General features: G+C 56.7%; 15 protein-coding genes. 11 read left to right on the forward strand and 4 right to left on the reverse strand.

The genetic code is table 11. The features are described 5' to 3' along the window. Nucleotides 1-1,665 (reverse strand): efflux RND transporter periplasmic adaptor subunit, encoded by a 1,665-nt coding sequence (locus Fuma_RS16445; RefSeq protein ID WP_218922461.1) that lies wholly within the window; start codon nt 1,663-1,665, stop codon nt 1-3. A 32-nt stretch (nt 1,666-1,697) separates the two neighbouring features. On the opposite strand from Fuma_RS16445, the gene Fuma_RS16450 reads away from it, so the two are divergent. The 5 genes from Fuma_RS16450 to Fuma_RS16470 all read left to right on the forward strand — a co-directional run bounded on the left by Fuma_RS16450 (nt 1,698) and on the right by Fuma_RS16470 (nt 7,629). After that, nucleotides 1,698-3,290: a TolC family protein gene (locus tag Fuma_RS16450; RefSeq protein WP_218922462.1), complete on the forward strand. Its 1,593-nt coding sequence runs from the start codon at nt 1,698-1,700 to the stop codon at nt 3,288-3,290. A gap of 46 nt (nt 3,291-3,336) precedes the next feature. Continuing rightward, nucleotides 3,337-4,089, forward strand: a complete 753-nt coding sequence (fabG, locus tag Fuma_RS16455; RefSeq protein WP_077025086.1) for a 3-oxoacyl-ACP reductase FabG — start codon at nt 3,337-3,339, stop codon at nt 4,087-4,089. Next, nucleotides 4,086-5,636, forward strand: coding sequence for an acyl CoA:acetate/3-ketoacid CoA transferase (locus Fuma_RS16460; RefSeq protein WP_077025087.1), 1,551 nt, complete (start codon nt 4,086-4,088; stop codon nt 5,634-5,636). Before fabG ends, Fuma_RS16460 begins: the two co-directional genes overlap by 4 nt. Then, nucleotides 5,626-6,777: an acetyl-CoA C-acyltransferase gene (locus tag Fuma_RS16465; protein ID WP_077025088.1), complete on the forward strand. Its 1,152-nt coding sequence runs from the start codon at nt 5,626-5,628 to the stop codon at nt 6,775-6,777. The genes Fuma_RS16460 and Fuma_RS16465 overlap by 11 nt, the downstream gene beginning before the upstream one ends. Nucleotides 6,778-7,005: 228 nt before the next feature. Next, entirely contained in the window at nt 7,006-7,629 is a 624-nt protein-coding gene (locus Fuma_RS16470) for a transposase (RefSeq protein WP_077025089.1), read from the forward strand. A gap of 193 nt (nt 7,630-7,822) precedes the next feature. Here the strand turns inward: Fuma_RS16470 and Fuma_RS36240 are convergent, their stop codons facing one another. Continuing rightward, nucleotides 7,823-10,726 carry a leucine--tRNA ligase gene (locus tag Fuma_RS36240; protein WP_077025090.1) on the reverse strand — a complete coding sequence of 968 codons (2,904 nt, stop codon included), beginning with the start codon at nt 10,724-10,726 and terminating at the stop codon, nt 7,823-7,825. Between the two features lie 273 nt (nt 10,727-10,999). Here Fuma_RS36240 and Fuma_RS16480 point away from each other — a divergent pair, with 273 nt between their 5' ends. Together Fuma_RS16480 and Fuma_RS16485 are read left to right on the forward strand one after the other, a co-directional pair. After that, nucleotides 11,000-11,290, forward strand: coding sequence for a hypothetical protein (locus Fuma_RS16480; protein ID WP_077025091.1), 291 nt, complete (start codon nt 11,000-11,002; stop codon nt 11,288-11,290). 234 nt (nt 11,291-11,524) lie between these two features. Continuing rightward, a complete protein-coding gene (locus tag Fuma_RS16485) occupies nt 11,525-12,178 on the forward strand; it encodes a TlpA family protein disulfide reductase (protein WP_077025092.1) in 654 nt (217 codons plus the stop codon). Nucleotides 12,179-12,209: 31 nt separating this feature from the next. On the opposite strand, the gene Fuma_RS16490 is transcribed toward Fuma_RS16485, so the two are convergent. Then, a complete protein-coding gene (locus tag Fuma_RS16490) occupies nt 12,210-13,802 on the reverse strand; it encodes a dicarboxylate/amino acid:cation symporter (protein ID WP_077025093.1) in 1,593 nt (530 codons plus the stop codon). A 121-nt stretch (nt 13,803-13,923) separates the two neighbouring features. Further along, on the reverse strand, nt 13,924-15,117 hold the full coding sequence (locus tag Fuma_RS16495) for a HEAT repeat domain-containing protein (RefSeq protein WP_077025094.1): 1,194 nt from the start codon (nt 15,115-15,117) through the stop codon (nt 13,924-13,926). A gap of 402 nt (nt 15,118-15,519) precedes the next feature. Between Fuma_RS16495 and Fuma_RS16505 the strand changes: the two genes are divergently transcribed. The 4 genes from Fuma_RS16505 (at nt 15,520) to Fuma_RS16525 (ending at nt 21,453) form a co-directional block, all read left to right on the forward strand. Then, entirely contained in the window at nt 15,520-15,978 is a 459-nt protein-coding gene (locus Fuma_RS16505; RefSeq protein ID WP_077025096.1) for a hypothetical protein, read from the forward strand. Nucleotides 15,979-16,489: 511 nt separating this feature from the next. Next, nucleotides 16,490-18,664 (forward strand): HAD-IIB family hydrolase, encoded by a 2,175-nt coding sequence (locus Fuma_RS16515; protein ID WP_077025098.1) that lies wholly within the window; start codon nt 16,490-16,492, stop codon nt 18,662-18,664. Continuing rightward, complete coding sequence (locus tag Fuma_RS16520; protein ID WP_099091810.1) at nt 18,645-20,648, forward strand: alpha-amylase family glycosyl hydrolase; 2,004 nt, start codon at nt 18,645-18,647, stop codon at nt 20,646-20,648. Before Fuma_RS16515 ends, Fuma_RS16520 begins: the two co-directional genes overlap by 20 nt. A gap of 4 nt (nt 20,649-20,652) precedes the next feature. Next, complete coding sequence (locus tag Fuma_RS16525; protein WP_077025100.1) at nt 20,653-21,453, forward strand: HAD-IIB family hydrolase; 801 nt, start codon at nt 20,653-20,655, stop codon at nt 21,451-21,453. The last annotated feature ends 11 nt before the right edge of the window (nt 21,454-21,464 follow it).

Below are 21,464 nucleotides of genomic sequence, written 5' to 3' on the forward strand. Positions count from 1 at the left end.
TTACTTCAGCACCCGTACTTCCTGGCCATCACGAAAACGCTGCAGGTGAGCGTCAAGAACCGTCTGCCCGGTTTCCAGTCCGGACACAATTTGAATGTTGTGGCCGTCGTCTTCGCCGGTTGTCACAGGCACCACCGAAACCTCGCCGCTCTTCACCACGTAGACATACGCCGCGCCATCTTCCGAAAACCGGACGGCTCGCGCGGGCAAAACGTTGGACGGCGTAGCAGTGGAAAGCGAAATGGTGGCATGCCCGAACATTCCAGGAATCAGCTTACGGTCGTCGTTGGCAACCTCCGCTTCGACAAGCATCGTTCGCGTGCTCGGATCGAGCCGCCCTGTCAGCCGCGACACTTCGACGGTCATGGCTTCTTCGGCCGCAAAGGATGGAAACCGCACGCTAATGGAATCCCCTCGTTCAACATGCGCCGCTTCGTTTTCCGGAACCGGAATATGAATTCGCACCTTGTGCATCTGGCTGACAATAAACAGCGGCTCGCCCGTGCTGCGTTCGCTGACAAGATTTCCGGGCGAAACGTTTCGTGCGGTGATGACTCCGGCGAAAGGGGATTTCAGCGTCGCGAAGCCGATGAGTTCGTCGATCTCAGCGAGTTCCGCTTCCTGAATTCTGATTTTCGCCTCCGCTGCTTTCGCGTCAGCCTTCGCCGCCGCCAACTCGGCCTTGGCCACGTTCACCGAGGCGTCGGCCGATCCGATAGCAGCCGTGACGGCCGATTTACCGGCGGCGGCAGAATCACGGCGTTCGCGAACTTCGTCCAGCACGCGCGGCTGCATTGAACCTCGCTTGACCAAATCCTCCGTCCGGCCGAATTCAGACTGTGCCGCAGCCAGAGAAGCTTCCACTTGCTGCATCTTCGATCGCGCTTCCTCCGCCAACGCCTCAGCCGATGCCACGTTCGCCTCTGCGAGTTGAATGCCTGCGTTGGCTCGTTCGATTTCAGCCTTCTGTTGCTGAAGGCGAGCGACCGCTTGTTGTCGCTGCGTCAAACTTTCAGGTACGTCGATGACCGCGAGTGTCGCGCCTTGCTCGACGACGTCGCCGATGTCCACTTTCACGTCCTTCACATAGCCGTGCACCTTGGCACGAATCGCCGCTTCATAGAACGGAAGCACGGTCGCCGGTTGAACGGTGGAAGCCTGCACGTCCTGCTGCGTGACGGCGACCGTTTTCACGGCGACAGGTTGCGACAACTTGTCCTTCGATTCCGCATCGCGTTCGGCGGCAGAATTCCGCGAACAGCCTGAGGCCAGAAGCACGAGGCCACTCAGCAGAATGGCAAACCGCGTAGTGGATCTCGCTACAGATCCAGCATTCTGACGAATGCCACTGCCGGAGAATTTGCGAAGCTTGCGGTCGGGCCTGAAGCGTCTCATCGTGAGAACCTTTGCGGATTGGAAAGACTTTGCGGCGTGCAGAGTACCAGCCGTCACGGCGATAAGACAGAACTTCAGATAGCGCCACCAGTAGATTACAGAAGTCACGGCTGTTGCAACCGGATCTGTCGGTGGGATGCGTCTGAAGGTCACAACTGGTTCAATCAACGGGACAATCGCTTCCGGCGGAAACAACCCTTGCATGAGCAAATCTGACACATCCCGGACAGCCGATGAATCCGCCATTGGCACTACGAAAACGGCGTTCACGGGATCGCTATCGCAGAGAACAAGGAGGTTCTATGCCGTCGCTGAAGTTTGACAGATGGTTCTTATGCGGGTTGCTCGTGCTGAGCGGCTGCAGCAGCGTGCGCGACAGCCTGGCCAATCGCGACAACCAGCGTGACACGGCACCTGCGGCCAGCGACGTTAAGAGCGCCACTGTGGCAAGCCTTGCGGCTGACTCCGACAGTGTTCAGCCCGTTACTCTCGTAAATTGGCCGTCTGACACCGACGAAAATGGCGTGACGACCACCGCAGATCAGTCGACGAATTCGGACGTCGCCTCGGAGCAGCACCTGCTGCCCGACACCATCCTTCCCGCCAACACCCGCCCGCTGAATCTGCCGAGTGCCCTCGCGATGGTGGGCGGCGATCACCCGGCGGTTGGGTTCGCTCAATGGAAAGTGCAGGAAGCGTACGCGAACCTTGAACAGGCCGAGGTGCTTTGGCTGCCCAGCCTGCAGGCCGGCTTTAGTTTTCATCGTCACGACGGAAATTACCAAGCCAGCAACGGCGACATCGTGGACGTGAATCGAAATTCGTTTCAATACGGATTCGGTGCCGGTGCGGTGGGAGCAGGCACGACTCCACAGCCTGGCCTGCGAGCTCAGTTTCACCTCGCGGATGCAATCTTTCAGCCAGACATCGCCCGCAAGACAGCGTGGGCGTCAAGTCATGCAGAAAAGGCGGTCGTTAATCGGCAACTGCGCGACTTGGCTTTGGCGTACACGAAGCTGCTACATGCGCATCAGCGGCTTCGCATTCTGGAACAGATTCGCGACCGCACGACACGACTTTCGAAAATCACGGAAGACTTTGCAGCCGCTGGCCAGGGTTTGCAGGCGGATGCCGATCGCATGAGAACAGAATCCTTGCTGATCGACGGCAGAATTTCATCGGCGAAGGAGAACATCGAAGTCGCATCGGCCGAACTGTCGTACGCAATTAGCGCGGACGGCGGACAGAAAATTGTTCCGATGGATCCGACCGTCGTGCCGATCGAACTTGTTTCTGCCGACGCAGACACCGCCAGCTTAATCGCATCCGGGTTGGGTCAACGCCCCGAGCTAAAAGAGCTGCAGGCTTTGGTCGCGGCGGCGTGTGACCGTTATCAGCGGCAGAAGTACGGGCCGTTCGTGCCAAGCGTTCTGCTGGGACTGAGTGCCGGCGGCTTCGGCGGCGGCACGGGCAATGGAATCGGCGATGTTAACGACCGCTACGATTTCGACGCCATGATGACATGGGAAGTCCGCAACCTCGGCTTCGGCGAACGATCAGCACGGCGCCGCACGGAAGCTCAGGTACAGCAGGCAATGTTCCGCAAAGTCAAACAAATGGACGATGTCGCCCATGAGATTTCAACCGCGCAATCGCAGGTCGTTCATCGGCGAGAACGCATGATGGTGACTCAGGCATCGATCCAGTCAGCATTGGAATCGTACGATCACAACCTCAGCCGCATTCGCGAAGGAGCTGGCTTACCGATCGAAGTGCTGCAGTCAGTGAAGGCACTCGAGGCTGCTCAGCTGGCGTATCTGGATGCCGTCATCGCCTTCAACGAAGCTCAGTTCCAGCTTCAATGGGCCATGGGCTGGCAGGTGAGTGCTAAGTAGCGGCGGGTTCGCTCGAACTTTTTTCGGATCTCGATATCCTCCACGCATGATACCGATCGATCTGAAATCAAAAACAGCCGTCGTCACAGGCGGAGGACAGGGACTTGGCAAGCAGACAGCGGAAACGCTGCACAAAGCCGGTGCCAACGTTGCCGTCTGCTACTTCCACGATAGCGAAGGAATCAACCAGCAACGAGCCGAAGAAACGGCCCTGCAATTGGGGGCGCGAGCCATCGCGGTTGAAGGTGATGTACGCAGTCGAGAATCGATTGGCGGGATGTTCGACCGGGTTGTGGAAGAATTCGGGTCGCTGGACATCGTCATCAACAACGCCGCAATTCTGCGTGATCGATCCTTCAAGAAAATGTCGGACGACGAATGGGATTCCGTCATCGATACAAATCTGTCCGGCGTGTTTCGAGTCTGCAAAGAGGCGGCACCGCGACTTTCTGACGGCGGACGTATCGTCAGCATGGCTTCGATTTCCGGGTTCACGGGCTTCTTCGGACAGACAAATTATTCCTCCGCCAAGGCGGGCGTCGTCGGTTTTACGAAGGCGCTTAGCAAGGAACTGGCGAGCCGTCGGATTACGGTGAACGCCGTGGCTCCTGGTGTTGTACTGACAGAAATGGGCGAATCGATTCCTGAGGCGGCTCGCGACGAAATGCTGAAGCAGATCCCGTTAAATCGCTTTGGCACGCCGGAAGAAATTTCCAACGCGATCCTGTTTCTGTGCAGCCCGCTGGCCGACTACATCACCGGGCAGACCATTCACGTCAATGGCGGATGGCTGGGATGACGGCGACGTTTGACCGAAGTCAGAAACTGTGCACCGCCGATGAAGCCGTGGCTATGATTGCCAGCGGTTCCACCGTTGTATGCGGCGGCTTTGTGGGAGCAGCCCATCCCGAAGCGCTGACCGCCGCCATCGAACGACGGTTTATGTCTGAAGCGTTGCCGCAGAATCTGACGCTGGTGTACGCCGCCGGGCAGGGTGACGGCAAGTCGCGCGGACTGAACCACATTGCTCACGAAGGGCTGATTAAACGAGTCATCGGCGGGCACTGGGGACTGGCGCCGGGCATGGGGCGGCTGGCTCTGGAAAACAAAATCGAAGCGTACAACTTTCCGCAGGGTGTCATTTGCCATCTGCTGCGAGACATCGCTGCCGGTCGTCCAGGTTGCGTGACTCATGTGGGACTTGGCACGTTCGTTGATCCGCTTCACGATGGCGGACAGCTAAATGCACTGACGACGGAACCGTTGGTTGAACGCGTCGAACTGCAGCAGAAAACGTGGCTGTTCTACAAGTCGTTTCCGATTCATGTGGGGCTGATTCGAGCGACCGAGGCGGATTCGTCCGGCAACCTTTCTATGGCCGACGAGGTCATCATCGGAGAAGTCCTTCCGATCGCTCAGGCCGCCAAAAACAGCGGCGGCATTGTGCTGGCTCAGGTGAAACGTCTGCGAGATTCGCCGTTGCCGCCGCACCAGGTTGCCGTGCCGGGCATTCTGGTCGATCGAATCGTCGTGGCCAACGAAGGCGAACACGATCAAACGTTCGGCGAAGCCATGAACAGCGCTTACGTTTCCGCCAGCACAACGGTCGCCAGTGGCGATTCGTTACTGCGGATGCCGATGAGTGCTCGACGGATCATCGCCGCGCGAGCGTGTGATGAATTGCGACCGGGCGATATTGCCAACCTTGGTATCGGTATGCCGGAAGGCATCGCACAGATCGCCGCCGAACGCGATTTGCTCAGTGATGTTGTACTAACGGTCGAAAGCGGTCCGATTGGCGGCACGCCGGCCGGTGGCTTAAGTTTTGGAGCGTCCGCGTTCCCTCAAGCCATCGTCGACCAGCCGGCGCAGTTTGACTTTTACGATGGCGGTGGACTGGATTTCGCCGCTTTGGGGGTCGCTCAAATCGACAAAGCGGGCAACGTCAACGTGTCGAAGTTCGGTCGATTACTGGCGGGCATCGGTGGCTTCGTCAACATCTCGCAAAACGCTCGCCGAGTCGTCTTTTGCGGCACGTTCACCACTGGCGGCCTGGAAACGATCGTCGACAATGGCAAGTTGGTCATTACACGCGAAGGTAATCACCGCAAATTTGTGGACGCGGTCGAACAGGTTTCCTTCAGCGGCAAGGTGGCTCGCGCCGCTGGCCACAAGGTGCTGATCGTGACCGAACGAGCTGTCTTTCGTTTGACGGCGGATGGCCTGGAACTGATCGAAGTCGCGCCCGGCATTGATCTACAGACTCAAGTGCTGGACGTGATGAACTTCCGGCCAATCATCAACAACGTGACGTTAATCCGATCGGAACTCTTCAGTGACAAATGATGTTTGCATTGTCGGAGCCAAGCGGACTCCTATCGGCCGCTTTCTAGGTTCGTTGTCGAAGCTAAGCGCGGTCGATCTGGCCGTGCATGCGGCGGAAGCGGCGATCGGTGACTTGCCGAAAGCCAGATTCGATCAAGTCATTGTTGGCAATGTTCTGAGCGCCGGGCTGGGCATGAACGTCGCTCGGCAGATTGGCGTGAAGCTGGGCCTTCCGCTGTCTGTACCGGCGTTTACCGTCAACATGATGTGCGGATCGGGCTTGCAGTCACTGGTGCTGGCAGCTCAGGCGATTCGAGCGGGCGATGCAAATGTGATTCTGTGTGGCGGCACCGAATCGATGACCAACGCCCCGCACGTACTGCCGCGTTCGCGCACTGGAATTAAGCTGGGCGACGGAAAACTTGTGGACACCATTTTGAAAGACGGACTGCTGGACGCCTTCGACGGTCAGCACATGGCAACAGGCGCAGAACAGCTCGCAAAAAAGTTCGATATCTCTCGCCAGGAACAGGACGAATTCGCGGCGGCATCGCAGCAGCGTTACACCGCCGCACATGCCAACAACGTCTTCGCAGACGAACTGGTGGCGCTGCCGAAATTGTCTGCAGACGAGCACCCTCGATCAGACACCACCGCCGAACAGCTGGCCGACCTGCGACCGGCCTTCGACGAAGAAGGCACGATCACGGCGGGCAATGCTTCGGGCATCAATGATGGAGCCGCCATGCTAGTGGTGGCACGCCGATCTGTCGCCGATGAAAACGGCTGGCCAGTGATGGCGGTTGTTAGTTCGACGTCAACCGTCGGCTGCGATCCCGCCGAAATGGGCCTCGGCCCTGTCCACGCCATCCGCCAGTTGTGTGCGGCTGAAGACTGCAACGTCAACGATTTCGATGCAATCGAAATCAACGAAGCCTTTGCGGCTCAAACACTGGCCTGCCTGAAGGAACTGAAGCTTACGCCGGAAGATATCAATCCCCACGGCGGAGCAATCGCACTCGGACACCCCATCGGCGCAAGCGGTGCTCGCCTTGCCGCGCACCTAACGCACCAAATCGCGAGCGGCAAAATCCGTTCGGGTTTGGCATCCCTATGCGTCGGCGGCGGCATGGGAGTGGGCGTGGTGTTGCGGCAGCCATAACCTCGTTTAACCCGCAGCCGAAGGCGCAGGCGTACGCTCTGGAGGTGGTTCGGTGATGCGGCTCTCGATGCAGCAAGAGCACCGCCGTAGTGGACTGCGTGAGCTGCCTGCGCAGTGGCAAGCCGGTGAGCCCCACGTGCGCCTTCGGCTGCGGGTTAAACGAAGTTGTTCTTATGTTGATGGGCTGTAGACTTTGGGCTTCTGGCTTTGATGTTGGGGTGTTGTCAGATGATTCATGGTTACCACGTCATCATGCCGTGTTACGGGTTCTGGTTACCGAATGACCCACGGGGTTCGTGGTCGGATTTTGTGGGTGAATGGGAACTCGCGAAGTTCGGCCGAACAAACCAGTCCATCGATCGACGGCCAACAACCGAGCTATCCCGAGTTGAGATTGCCCAGCGCGAGGCGGCTCGGAAGACACTGCGGCATCCTCCGGTGGAGCTGACCGGGGAGCAGGCGTTGTCGGTTTCGAAGGGATTCGCAACTCAGATCGCGAAGAGCGGTTACTCGGTGTGGGCGTGTGCAATACTCCCCGAACACACTCACATAGTGATTGCTCGGCACACGTACAAAGTTGAACAGATCGTAAACCTGCTGAAAGGAGCCGCGACGACGCAACTCATCAAAGATCAACGGCATCCGCTGGCCCACCGCGTTCGTCCGAATGAACGGCCACCACACATGTGGGCGAAACATCAATGGAAGGTGTACCTCGACAGTGAATCAGCGATTGAAGCCGCCATTCGATATGTCGAAGAGAATCCGGAAAAGGAAGGCAAGCCACGCCAGCACTGGTCCTTCGTCACGCCGTTTCAAGGCCTCGACCCCGGATGGATCACGTACCACTGACCTCGTTTAACCCGCAGCCGAAGGCGCAGGCGGGGCTCTGGAGGTGGTTCGGTGATGAGGCCGTCGATGCAGTAGACGATCAACGTATCGGACTGCGTGAGCTGCCTGCGCAATGGCGAGCCGGTGAGCGCCCGCCTGCGCCTTCGGCTGCGGGTTAAACGACGAAGAGTCGCGGCTTGTGGGAGGCAACGTTCTACCTTACCACGAAGTTCACCATTCGTCCGGGTACGGAGATGACTTTGATGATCGTCTTGCCTTCCAGTTGCTTTTGCACAGCCGGATCCGCTTCAGCGGCGGCCTGTAGAGCTGCCGCGTCCAAACCGTTCGGCACATGGATTTTGGCTTTCAGTTTGCCTTTGAACTGAATCGGAATTTCGACGGTATCTTCGACCAGCAAAGCTTCATCAAAGGTCGGCCATGAAGCGTATGCCAACGTGTCGGAATTGCCCAGCACGTTCCAAAGTTCTTCACTTAAGTGCGGTGCAAAAGGGCTAAGCAGTTTCACAAATTCCTGCAGCGCAGATTTTGGGCGGCTGGATTCGTGAGACATGAAATTGGTGAATTCCATCATTCGGCTGATCGCCGTGTTGAAACTCAGCTTATCGATGTCTTCGCTAACCGCTTTGATCGTCTTGTGCAGAACTCGCAGCTGTTCGTCGGTCGGTTCGCTGTCGTTCACTGATTCGTGCAGAACAACCTCTTCGGCTCGATCATCGATGATCATCCGCCAGACGCGACCGAGGAACCGGTACACACCTTCGACGCCGGACATACTCCACGGCTTCACTTGTTCCAGGGGCCCCATAAACATTTCGTACAGCCGCAAAGCGTCGGCCCCGTATTCGCGGACGACGTCGTCGGGGTTGATCACGTTGCCACGTGACTTGGACATCTTTTCGGCTTTTCCCGTTTCCGGATCGGCTTCCCCCAGAATCATGCCCTGGTTCACCAGCTTCTGAAACGGCTCAACCATGCTCACATGACCACGGTCGAACAGCATTTTGTGCCAGAAGCGTGAATACAGCAGATGCAGCACCGCGTGTTCAGCCCCGCCGATGTACAGGTCGACGGGCATCCAGTATTTTTCGAGTTCCGGATCCAAAAACGCGTCGCTGTTCTTGTTGTCGCAGAAGCGCAGAAAGTACCAGCAGCTTCCGGCCCACTGAGGCATGCTGTTGGTTTCTCGTTTCAGCTTCGTGCCATCACTGTCCGTCTTGTACAGCCATTCGTCAGTCGCTTTGGCCAGCATCGGGTCCGGAGTTCCCGTCGGCTTGAAGTCTTCCATGTGAGGATGCGGGACCGGCAGCGATTCGACAGGTTCGGTGCGCATCAGGCCGGTCGGTTTGCCATCGGCGTCAAGTTCGTGCCAGATCGGGAATGGCTCGCCCCAGTAGCGTTGACGACTGAACAACCAGTCTCGCAGCTTGTAATTGACGGCGGCTTTGCCGAGGCCGTTTTCAGTCAACCAATCGGAGATTTGAGATTTGAAGTCGTCGGTGGGCGTGCCGTTGAAGTCGCCGGAATTAATGGCTGTGCCTTTGCCGGTGAAGGCGGTTCCGTAGACCACCGGAGATTCGGCGTACGCCTTCTGGTACACGGGTGAAAGCGTGGAAGGATCTTCGCTTATTTCGCGGAAGAGTGCGGTTATTTCATCTCGTTGCGATTCCAGTTGCTCAATAGGCATCGAGTCCCTTAGCCCGCACGCGTCGACAATTTCTTTCCAACTGGCATTTACGGTTACCTTGCGGAGAGAATCGGGGAAGTTTTCTTTTAGCCAAACATCAGTGGCCATCACAACCGCAAGAATTGGTAGCTTGAAAGCCTTCGCAAACTCCATATCCCGATCATCATGTGCCGGAACCGCCATGATGGCTCCGGTGCCGTAACTGATCAGCACGTAGTCCGCGACCCATACAGGAATGCGTTCGCCGTTGACGGGGTTAATCGCATGCGAACCCGTGAAGACGCCCGTTTTTTCTTTGGCCAGTTCGGTGCGGTCGAGGTCGCTCTTGAGAGTCGCTTTGCGGCAATACTCTTTGACCGCGTCGCGCTGTTCATCAGTCGTCAAACGATCGACGAACGGGTGTTCCGGAGCGATGACCATATACGTGGCACCGTACAGTGTGTCGGGGCGAGTCGTATAAACTCGCAGCACATCGTCACCGGGTTCAGTGGGAAAGCCCTTCGTGGTGCGAGCTGCTTTCCAGTCATCAAAATCAACGTTTGACGATCCTGAACCGGCAGGCCCAATATAAAAATCGACCTCCGCACCGGTGCTTCTTCCAATCCAGTTGCGTTGCAGTAGCTTGATGCTTTCGGGCCAATCCAACTCTTCAAGTTCTTCAGCCAGGCGATCGGCGTAAGCGGTGATTCTCAGCATCCACTGCTTCAAAGCGACTCGTTCCACCGGATGCGCACCGCGTTCGCTTTTGCCGTCGATGATTTCTTCGTTGGCCAGCACAGTTCCCAACGCCGGACACCAGTTGACCGGTGCGTCGCTGATGTACGCCAGCCGATGCTTGTCCTGATAGCGCCGCACGGCTTCTTCGCCTGCGGCCTTCACGTCATCAGGAATCGGCAGTTCGGCAATCGGCCGGCCTTTGCCCGTGCGTTGTTTGCCGTCGACGCCGGTCCACGTGTGTTCTGCGTCGTACCATGTGTCGAACAGTTGCAGGAAGATCCACTGAGTCCACCGGTAATAATCCGGATCGGTGGTGGCCAGTTCTCGCGACCAGTCGTAGCTGAAGCCCAGCATCTTCAACTGACGCTTGAACGTGGCAATGTTCTTTTCAGTCGTTTCGCGAGGATGAGTGCCCGTCTTCACGGCGTGCTCTTCAGCCGGAAGACCGAAGCTATCCCAGCCCATGGGATGCAGCACATTTTTGCCGTTCATCCGAGCATGACGACAAACGATGTCGGTAGCCGTGTAGCCTTCCGGATGCCCCACATGCAAACCGCTGCCGGACGGATACGGAAACATGTCCAGCACGTACATTTTGTCTTTGCCGCTGGACGGTGGTTCGGCTTTGAAGGTGTCATTCTGTTCCCAGAATTCCTGCCAGCGGGTTTCGATGCGTTTGAAGTCGTAGCGAGGCATTGCAGAAGAATTTTCGGTGTTCAGTTTTCAGCGTTCAGAAGTTTGCTTAGATGAAGCGAGCGCGGAGTCTATGCGAAGGCCGCTTGCTTGCAAATTGTGGCCGACTGGTAAGTTAGAAAAGCAACGACGGCTGCTGAGACTCTCAAACCTGCGAGTTTAGGCGGATTCGCGTCTAACGCCCCTCCGTCAAGCACAGTTGTATTCTCAGGAAACCACAGATGCCGTAAAACCCCTCGAAAGCGGTGCTCCTCCACGTTCTCCCTGGTGCTTAACATGCCGGACCAGAAAGCCATGAGTTACAAACAACTATTCCTGCTGATCCTGACAATCTGGTCGGCCGAATTGTTCACTCGACTTCTCTTCGACGCCATGATTCCGCCGCAAATGGAATATCGCACCGTCTACCTCGAAAAAGATGCCAAAAAAGACCTGTTCCTTGGCAGTACCCTCGGCGATTTCGGACGGCGTGGCTGGAAGATCGTCGGCGTGAATCCCGATCCGGACAATGGTCAGCAGATGATCGTCTTCATGCAACGACAAACCATTCTCCGCATGAACCAATAGGCGAGGGCGACCCCGCCGGCCGATTGGCGTGGTAGGCGGATGAGCTGGGTGGAAGCGGAGGCGCCGGCGGTCCTCCCGGTGGTCGGTTGGTACGTACCGACGGCGGTTGGTGTTGGGAATGGCTTGCTCGCAGGGATCGGTGGCCGGATCGGTCAGAATCCTTAAGATGGTCGAAGTCAGTCGCGGCTGTCGTCGCTGATATTTCCCAGTCAATCACAACAACAAGGCCGAATAATGGGCAAGTTTCTTCACACGTCAATGGTTCTCACCGCCAGCTTCGCCTGGGTTGGAATCGCCGGGTGCAGCAACGAAACGGCAGAATCAACCACGCCAGCATCAGAGGTCGCTGCGGATTCAAACCTGGAAAAGCCGCAGGCAACTGAACCGGCGGCGACGGAGCCAGCAGCAGATCAGCCGAGTTCGACCATCGAACTGACCGAAGGTGAATGGTCAGACGTCGAGGAATATGTCGCCGCTCAAAAAGGCAAAGTTGTTGTGGTCGACCTTTGGTCCACATCGTGCCTGCCGTGCATGACCGAGTTCCCTCACCTTGTTGAGCTGCATGAAAAGTACGGCGATGACATTGTGTGCATGAGTTTCAATCTGGACTATGCAGGCATCAAATCCAAACCACCGTCCTACTATCGCCCGCGCGTCGAAGAGTTTCTGCAGTCTCGCAAGGCGGAATTCCGCAACATCATGAGTACCGTGGACGCGATTGAAGTGTTCGACCAATTGAAGATGAATTCAATTCCGGCCGTGCTGGTCTATGGCAAAGACGGCAAGCTGGCCAAACGCTTCGACGATACTCTGCTGCAGGATGGCGAAGAAGAAGCGTTTACCTACAAAGACGACATCAATCCGTTTGTACAGTCGCTAATGGAATGACGGATTCCAGCTCACGGTAACCGCGTTGCAGTTATGACGCTTCGCTTTGGCTGACGACCGCACAACCGCAACTGTCACTCCACACGTTGACGGACGTGCGGCACATGTCCAGAATTCGGTCCACAGCGATGATGATGCCCTGCGATTCCAGGGGCAGCCCCACGGCCTGCAGTACAATGGCCATCATCACCAGTCCAGCGTGAGGGATCCCGGCCGCTCCGACACTGGCGATCAGTGCGGTGAAGGCGATGGTGATTTGCTGAGCGACCGATAAGTCGAAACCGGGTGTGGCCTGCGCAATAAACAGGACGGCAACAACTTCGTACAGCGCGGTTCCGTCCATGTTAATCGTTGCTCCCAGCGGCAACACAAAGGAACTGGTTTCGTTTGAAATGCCGGCTCGCTTTTCCACGCAGCTCATTGTCAGCGGCAACGTGGCGTTGGAAGATGCCGTCGAAAACGCGGTCAACAACGCGGGACTCATGTGCCGCGCGTATTCCAGCGGACTGCGTTTCCCGAAGAACTTAATGATGATCGGCAGTATTACCGCGGCATGAAACAACAACGCCAGGAACACGGTCAGCATGTACCAGGCCAGCGTCTGAAACACGCTTAGGCCCTGAGTTGCAGTGGCGTACACCATAAACGCGGCCACGCCGATCGGTGCCAGACTGATAATCCACGCCGTCATTTTCATCATCACGGCGAATGCCGCTTCGAAGAAGTTCTTCAACTGACGTCCATGTTCGCCACCAACAAAGTTGATAAACATACCAGTCAGAATGGCGAACGAGATGATGGATAGAAACTCGCCCCCCGCGAACGCGGCAAACGGATTGGTGGGGATCATCCGGTTCAACTGCTGATAAATGATCTCCGTCAGCGACTGATCCGCGGGCTCCAAAGCCTTCCCGCCGCCGGGCAGGATGGCTCCCACGCCGGGTTTGATCAGATTCACCAACAGCAGCCCGGTCGAAATTGCCAGGATGCTGGTGGCAACATAATAGGTGATGGTCTTCCGGAACATGCGTCCGAAATTTCCCTGACTGCCCAGCCCCGTGACGCCGGTAATCAGCGACGTCAGAATCAGAGGCACCGTCACCATTTTCAGCAGTCGCAGAAACAAATCGCCCAGACTCTTGGCGAGCGTGGTGATGCTGCCTGCCAGGCCCGGCGGATGCTTTTCCGCGAGTGACCGCCAATAGGAAGGCAGCTTGCTGACAGACGCCTCCGAAATATTACTGACCGCCGGTACGCCGGAATGAGTTCTCTGCCAGGTGATCAGCACGTCGTTCATGCTGTAGACAAAGCGTGCTCGCGCGTTGGTGACTTCGATGGTTTCCGTTTCGTCGTCGGCGAGTTTTTCTGCCAGACGGGGATAACTGTCGACGAACGCTTTTCGATCAGCGAACGTTTCTGAATACAGCGTTTGAGTTGGGTCGCTGGAAAGCGCCTCGACAAACTGAACCTTGCCGTCGTCCGCCGTGACGGTGGCTGTGATCGCTTCAGAAAGAACGATATCGCCGGGATTCACCATCACCCCGATGATCGTGCCGATCACCATCGCGATCAGAATTTGAACATGCAGCGGCAGCTTCTTTTTGGCAACGGGTGCGTCAGACATATTGATTCTTGCGAGTTCAAAAAGGTCACATACGGCGGTAGGCAGGACCGCAAACGGTGGACCCGTATTACACTCGCTTAGCCACCGTCAGGCAAACCATGTCGCGGCGCGGTGTTTCAGGCTATTCAGCAGCGTTGAAGCGTTTCGCCAGTTTTCCCGCCTGCATGCGAATGTTGGCGGCCGAGTGTTCGCTGCTTAGCGTTTCAACAATCGGCTTCAGTTGTTCGCGTTGTTCCGACGTCAACAGCGATTCGAGGCTGCCGATCGCCCTCAGGCTGTTGGCCAGAATGATCGGCTGTTCAAACTGTCGTTTGGTGAGTTCTTCCTGCTGCTGTTCGGTGGTCAGGTTTTGGAAATCGCTGCGATCAGGTTCCTGAGTTCCCAGTTCCAGAAGTTCAATCAGCACGGGCAGGCCGTCCGTCTGACCGTTGCGTGCCAGGCCGATCGCCGCATTGGCACGCGTCATTTCGTCTGCATCCAGCAACATCAATTCGAGTTGCTTAATCGCTTCGTCGCCGCTAACCAAAGCCCATGTGTAGGCGGCCAGATGACGGATCGACGCTTCTTCGTCCTGAGCTGCCAGCTTCAGTTGCTTCAACACGCTTTCGTCAGCGATCGTCGGTGTCGACAACGGTTTCGCCAGCGTCACAGTTTCTTCTGCAGAATCATCTTCGCTGCTCGCTGTGATTAGTTCAGCGTCCTGAGCCTGCCGTTCAAAATGTCGCCCGGCAATCATCGCCACCGACATCAGACTACTCTTGCGCACGTCGGCTCGGTCACTATCTTCCGCCGGGTCTGGCTGCATGGCTTCGGCCAACACCGGCAACACGATGTCGTCGGCCTGCAATGATCCCAGTGTGCGAGCCAGAAATTCCTGATGCTTGATGTCGTCGTCCAGGGTGGATTTCGATTCCAGAGACTCCTTCAGCAGTTTGGTCAGTGCTTCGGCGACGGCCGGTTCTTCGGCCAGGACGGTGCCGTTTTTGTCGGGAGCGATCTGCTGGTTTCGCAGTACCTGAGCGAGACCCAAAGCGGCTCGCCAACGACGATGTTCGTTGCTGCTACCCAATTCGGTGACCAGTTGCTGCCAGTCAGTTTCCGATTCGGCCAGTTTTCCGAACAACGCCCACACGCCGATTACGGCCGCAACAATCAACGCCGGAATCAGGAACAGCTGAACAATGAAACCTGCCGATGGCGGTTCGACCGGCGGAAGTTCTTCCAATGGCCGCTCCATTGGAGAGTTGGCCGGATTGGCGTTGGCCCCGCTACCGAGCGATGTGCTGTCAGGTCCGTCGTTGGCAGGTTCAGTCATCGGTCAACTCTAAGTTGATTGGGGTGTCACGGGCGCGCAAGAATTCAGGGAAATACGTATTCTATGACGCAACGTTCATCGTTTCAGTGCGTCTCCGCTTCCAGAACCCATTTTCCCAACGTTGGCGGGGCGGGGCGGCCCGCCTGCCGATTGGCGTTGCGGGCGGGTGACGTTGTGAAAACGAAAGCGCCGGCGTTGTTTGCGTTCGGCGCTGGAGCCAGCGGGCGCATCTGTGGTGTTTGGTTCTTGTTTCGGTGCCGGTTGCACCAGTTCCGAACAAAGGAAAAGTACTACGCAGCGGAAATGCGTCGTCAGAGGTGGACGCAATTGCTGGACCTGTTGCCTACAATGACATACTTCTGACTTTCAATCGCCTTCGTTGTTGCTGACACCCACGTTTTCATGACCGATCCATTGCCTTCCGACACGCCGCCCCATGCTCCCAACCCCAGGAACGATAAGATCGTCTCCGGACGGCTGGTCGTCGCGGCGATGTTCACGATGGGGATCGTCGCCACCGGCATTCTGTGGACGTACTGGCACCTGCATCTGATGCCCTTTATGCCGCTGCAGGAAGCGTTGTCTAAGGAATACGATCATTCCAGCCCGCGAGTGGATGGCGGTCGGCGCAAAAGTCACAAGGGAACGCCAAGCGTGTTGCGAGTCGTGATGCGAGTCCCCTTCGACCCAACGGTCAGCGATGAGGAAACTCAGAAGAAGATCGAAGCTCGTCTGGATCGAACTCGCGAACTCGCCACGAAATACACGGCCATCGATGAGTACGAATTGCTGGATGTGCACTTGTACTTCGAAGCGAAGGAAGACGAAATCCGGCAGAAAACGTTCCCGAAACAGCTGTGACGCACTGCGGATGTGCGTCCCTGTCAAATCTGGAGGCGATCGGCTCGCCCCGCCCGTATTCCTCACTGTTCACTGCTTCGCGTCGATTGCCCCTAATTTCGGCGTGAGAATCTGAGTGCCCTGCACGGTCCGCCGTGTTCGATGGCAATTGCTACAGTTGCTGCGCATAATCTTGGCATCGCCCCGCAGCAGGATCTGGTCGGTGAGCGAGCGACCGGGATTGTGGTCGCCCAATAGTTGCCGACTGGATGCGACGCTGCGGGTTAGAAATGGACTCCGGTTCATGCTCCGCAGGTACCGCCTGAGGTTTGTGCGAATCGGTCAATCTGAGGTTTCGCAACTTCGCACGACTGCCCGGTCGCATTTTTCCGCGTTCGGCATGTGCATTGCTCCCTAAGCCAACGAAACCCTTTATCTCGCAGGCGAGGAGAATCGAATGTCAGTTGTTGTAGTCCCGGGTTTTGGGCGTCAAGACTCAGCAGCCAAACAACAGGAAAGACAAAATCTCGAAATGGGAATTCTGGAGAAGGAAGGCGGGATCAAGGTCTCGCTGATTAGCTTGCACGGACTAATTCGATCAAACCAACCTGAACTCGGTCGTGACTCTGACACCGGTGGACAAGTCAAATACGTCCTGGAACTCGCAAAGGAACTTTCTGAACAACCCAACGTCCGCGATGTCGAACTGCTGACTCGCCAAATTATCGACGACAAGATCGATGACGACTACGCTCAACTGGAAGAAGAAATCTGCCCGCACGCGAAGATCGTGCGCATTCCCTTTGGCCCCAAACGCTATCTGGCCAAAGAAAAGCTGTGGCCCTACATCGAACATTTCGTCGATCAGACGCTGGTCCACTTTCGCCGCACGGGCCTGCCGGACGTGATTCACGGCCACTACGCCGACGCCGGACTGGCAGGCGCTCAGATGGCTCGCCTGCTGCACATTCCCTTCATCTTTACCGGCCATTCGCTGGGGCGAGTTAAAAAGCAGCGACTGTCTTTGGGCAACATGGATGACGAGAAGCGAGCCAAGCTGGAACGTCGTTATCATTTCGCAACGCGCGTCGAAGCGGAAGAAATTGCCCTCGAAACCGCTTCGATGGTTGTCACCAGCACCAACCAGGAAGTGGAACAGCAGTACGAATTGTACGACCACTATCAGCCGGACCGAATGGAAGTGATTCCCCCCGGAGTCGATCTATCCAACTTCGCCCCGGTGGATAAATCGTGGACTCCGTCGCCGATTGCAGACGACTTGAAACGGTTTCTGAACGAACCTGACAAGCCCATGATTCTGACCATGGCGCGTCCCGACGAACGGAAAAATCTGGGCAAGCTGGTTGAAGTCTACGGTGAAAGCGAGCAGCTTCAGGAACTGGCTAACCTGGTGCTAGTCATGGGCGGGCGGGATGACCTTAGAGAACTTCCAAAGGCTCAACAACGCATCATTAAAGACATTCTGTACCAGATTGATAAGTACGATCTATACGGCAAGGTCGCATATCCGAAGGCTCACGGCCCCGACGAAGTGCCCGACATTTACCGTCTGGCGACGACAACAAAAGGAGTCTTCATCAATCCCGCGTTGACGGAACCGTTTGGTCTGACTCTGCTGGAAGCGGGTGCTACCGGGTTGCCAATTGTCGCGACCAACGACGGCGGACCTCGCGACATCATCGGCCACTGCGACAACGGCCTGCTGATTGACCCGCTCGATAATGAAGCGATCGAACATGCGTTACTCAGAACTCTGACGGAACCAGACCAGTGGCAGGAGTGGTCGCAGGCAGGTATCGAAGGCACTCGGAAGCATTATTCATGGTCGAACCATGCTCGCCGCTATCTGCGAGATCTGAATGACATTTTAGAAAATTCGCCTACCCCAAGCCTGCTGGATAGTAAGGTACGGTCGCGGCGACTGCCTGAATTCGACCGTCTGATCGTCACGGATTTGGATAACACGCTCACCGGCGACCCGGAAGCGTTGGCGGAGTTCAACGAAATCATTCGTGATCGTGAGGACATCGGGTTTGGGATCGCCACCGGCCGACGGCTGGACAGCGCGATGGAGCTGATTGAAGAACTCGGCCTGCCACGACCGGATGTCATGGACACCGACGCCGGAACTCAACTGCATTACGGCGACAAACTCACACCCGATCTAAGTTGGCGGAAGCAGATCGGTCACGCATGGAAGCCGGGGGAGATTCGGGAAATTCTGGACAAACTTCCGGGGATGTACCTTCAAGAAGAGAGTCACCTATCCGAATACAAAATCAGCTACGAAATTGATTTGAAAGAAGCGCCCAGCGTCACGAAGATTCGACGCATGCTTCGGCAGGCCGGTCTGCAGGCGAAGGTCGTGCTGTCGCTGGACATGTATCTTGACATCCTGCCCGTTCGCGGCGGCAGCGAACTTTCGATGAGACACCTGCTATGGAAGTGGGGTTTTTCACCGGAAAACGTGCTGGTGGCGGGCGATTCCGGAAACGACGCCGGGATGCTTCTGGGGCGAACCCTGGGTGTTGTCGTCGGCAACCACGCCAAAGAATTGAACAAACTGCGGAAACGACCTCGCGTTTACTTTGCTAAAGCGGCTCATGCACGAGGAGTGCTGGAAGGCATGAGCTACTATCAGTTCCTGGACAATATTGTTATCCCGAATGATCAGGTCGACTCATAATGGCAGCAGCAACCAATCCCTCTTCGCGCTGGAGGGTCTGTCGTTTGAGGCCGAACTTTCTCTTCAACGGCTGACACCCCGTCTGACCGACTTCTGGGATTCACAAGACGTAACACCGGAGTTGCGGCGGGAATTCGAACTGCGGCTGGAACACTACTGGCCGGAACTGTTCGAACTTCTGTTCGACCTGTACGGCACGCGGTATGACTTCTTCTACCACCTGGAACAGATCCTTCTGACAGCAGCCGCCACCTGGGCCAACCGCCCGGAAACGTTGCGCGAGGTCGATCGGCATCGAGTGAACGAACCGGACTGGTTTCAGTCCGAAAAGATTGTCGGCGGCGCTTTGTATGTCGACTTGTTCAGCGAAAACCTGGGCAAGCTTCGAGAGTCCATCGACTACTTTAAGCAGCTTGGACTGACTTACCTGCACCTGATGCCGCTGTTCGCCGTGCGGCCGGGCGATAACGATGGCGGCTACGCAATCAGCAATTATCGATCTGTCGACCCGCGTCTGGGTACGATTGAGGACCTGCGATTGTTGGCCGACGAGCTGCGTGCGGTTGGTATCACGCTGGTGCTGGATTTTGTGTTCAACCACACGTCTGACGATCACTACTGGGCGCAGCAGGCTCAGGCAGGCAACCGAGAGTACCAACAGTTCTATTACATCTTTCCCGATCGAACCCAACCCGATCAATATGAACGCACGCTACGCGAAATTTTCCCAACGGTCCGTCGCGGCAACTTCACGTGGCACGACGGGATGCAGCAGTGGGTGTGGACCACGTTCAACAGTTTTCAATGGGATCTGAACTACAGCAACCCCGCCGTCTTTCGAGCGATGGCGGAGGAGATGTTCTTTCTCGCTCAAACCGGTGTCGACATTCTGCGGCTGGATGCGATCGCATTTATCTGGAAGGAAATGGGCACGGACTGCGAAAACCAGCCGAACGCCCACAAGCTTGTCCGAGCGTTCAACCGGCTGACTCGCATTGCCACGCCCGGCCTGCTGTTTAAGTCCGAAGCGATTGTGCATCCTGACGAAGTGGTTCGCTACATCGGCGAAGACCGCTGTCAGATTTCGTATAACCCAACGCTGATGGCACTGCTGTGGGAATCGCTGGCGACTCGGCAGGTACGCCTGCTCACGAAGTCACTCAGCCACCGTCATCAATTGCCGAAACACACGGCCTGGGTCAATTACCTAAGATGCCACGACGACATCGGCTGGACCTTCGACGATGCCGACGCCGCCTCGCTGGGGATTAACGCCTTCGATCATCGGCAGTTTCTGAATGCGTTTTACACGGGCCAGTACGAAGGTTCGTTCGCGCGTGGGATTCCGTTTCAGGCCAACCCCGACACCGGGGACATGCGAATCGCGGGCACGATGGCGTCACTGGCCGGCCTTGAGCAAGCTGTGGAACAGGAAGACGCTCACGGCACAGAAATGGCCATTCGCCGCATCATGCTGCTGCAGGGTGTCACGCTTAGCATCGGCGGAATTCCGCTGCTGTACCTTGGCGAAGAATGGGGCATGCTTAATGATTATGACTTCGTCAAAGACCCAGCCAAGGCAGCCGATACCCGCTGGGTCCATCGGCCCAAGATGAGATGGGAATTTCTGCAGGAACTTAACGGGCACGTGGAAGAAGGTGTCAATTCCATTCGGTCCCGCATTTTCCTCCTGCTGCAGAAGATGATCTCTGTTCGCAAGTCACTGCCTGCACTGGCAGGTCAACAGATGGAACTGGTGCGAGTTAACAATCCACATCTTCTTAGCTTTGTCCGAGTCAACACCGGGCACCGGCTGATTGTGATCGGCAACTTTTCTGAACAGGCGCAAACCTTCGACGGTAATCATCTGCGGACGGCTGGCTTGGGCCGCTTTTTCGAAGATGCACTGACTGGCGAAAGCTATCCGACCAGTAGCACACTGCAACTGGAACCGTATCAAATCCTGTGGCTGAGTCGGGTGTAGACTGATGACTGTTAAAGTTCTGGCCACCGATCTGGATGGCACGCTGATTCCGCTGGACGAAAGTCCTCAAAACCGGTCCGACCTGGCAGCCGTTCAGTCATTGTTGAAGGAGCACGGCATCCCGCTTGTGTTTGTGACGGGGCGCCATGCCGAATCCGTGCTTCAGGCGATTCAGGATTTTTCGTTGCCGCAACCGGATGCGATTATCTGCGACGTGGGTACGACGATTTTGACTGCCGACGATGGCGGCAAGCTGGTCGTGCAGCCGGAATACGAACGGCATCTGAGTCAGCTGGTGGATAAGTGGCCAGCCGACGCGATACGTGCCGCAGTGTCGTGGATCGCCGAAATTAAGTTGCAGGAGAAGGAGAAGCAGGGTCTCTTTAAGGTTAGCTTTTACACCGCTGCGGCAGATGTGGAACGTCGGTCAGGCGAAGTGCGAACCGCGTTGGCAGAGTTATCTGCACCGTGGTCATTGATCTCCAGCGTCGACCCCTTTAACGGTGACGGGCTGATCGACCTGCTGCCAAATGGGGTTTCGAAATCGTACGCGATTGACTGGTTTGCGAAGTCGCATCAATGGGATCAGGCTCAGATCCTGTTCACCGGCGATTCCGGCAACGACCTCGCCGCTCTAACAGCCGGCTTTCGTGCTGCGGTAGTGGCAAATGCGGCCGACGAAGTCAAAACGGCCGCGCGAGAAGCTCACGCGGCAGCCGGTTGGAACGACCGTCTTCTGGAATGTCAACACCCGGCAACCAGCGGAGTCCTCGAAGCGTTGCGACACTTCCTGGCGACAACGTAGCTGGACTCAAC

This window comes from Fuerstiella marisgermanici, from assembly GCF_001983935.1.
In the GTDB taxonomy this organism is placed as follows: Bacteria; Planctomycetota; Planctomycetia; order Planctomycetales; family Planctomycetaceae; genus Fuerstiella; species Fuerstiella marisgermanici.

What these genes read in the sequence shown, in the direction of transcription:
- Fuma_RS16450 (WP_218922462.1), top strand. Translation starts at nt 1,698, where the DNA reads ATGCCGTCGCTGAAGTTTGACAGATGGTTCTTATGCGGGTTGCTCGTG.
- fabG (WP_077025086.1), top strand. Translation starts at nt 3,337, where the DNA reads ATGATACCGATCGATCTGAAATCAAAAACAGCCGTCGTCACAGGCGGA.
- Fuma_RS16460 (WP_077025087.1), top strand. Translation starts at nt 4,086, where the DNA reads ATGACGGCGACGTTTGACCGAAGTCAGAAACTGTGCACCGCCGATGAA.
- Fuma_RS16470 (WP_077025089.1), top strand. Translation starts at nt 7,006, where the DNA reads ATGATTCATGGTTACCACGTCATCATGCCGTGTTACGGGTTCTGGTTA.
- Fuma_RS36240 (WP_077025090.1), bottom strand. Translation starts at nt 10,726, where the DNA reads ATGCCTCGCTACGACTTCAAACGCATCGAAACCCGCTGGCAGGAATTC.
- Fuma_RS16480 (WP_077025091.1), top strand. Translation starts at nt 11,000, where the DNA reads ATGCCGGACCAGAAAGCCATGAGTTACAAACAACTATTCCTGCTGATC.
- Fuma_RS16485 (WP_077025092.1), top strand. Translation starts at nt 11,525, where the DNA reads ATGGGCAAGTTTCTTCACACGTCAATGGTTCTCACCGCCAGCTTCGCC.
- Fuma_RS16490 (WP_077025093.1), bottom strand. Translation starts at nt 13,802, where the DNA reads ATGTCTGACGCACCCGTTGCCAAAAAGAAGCTGCCGCTGCATGTTCAA.
- Fuma_RS16495 (WP_077025094.1), bottom strand. Translation starts at nt 15,117, where the DNA reads ATGACTGAACCTGCCAACGACGGACCTGACAGCACATCGCTCGGTAGC.
- Fuma_RS16505 (WP_077025096.1), top strand. Translation starts at nt 15,520, where the DNA reads ATGACCGATCCATTGCCTTCCGACACGCCGCCCCATGCTCCCAACCCC.
- Fuma_RS16515 (WP_077025098.1), top strand. Translation starts at nt 16,490, where the DNA reads ATGGGAATTCTGGAGAAGGAAGGCGGGATCAAGGTCTCGCTGATTAGC.
- Fuma_RS16520 (WP_099091810.1), top strand. Translation starts at nt 18,645, where the DNA reads ATGATCAGGTCGACTCATAATGGCAGCAGCAACCAATCCCTCTTCGCG.
- Fuma_RS16525 (WP_077025100.1), top strand. Translation starts at nt 20,653, where the DNA reads ATGACTGTTAAAGTTCTGGCCACCGATCTGGATGGCACGCTGATTCCG.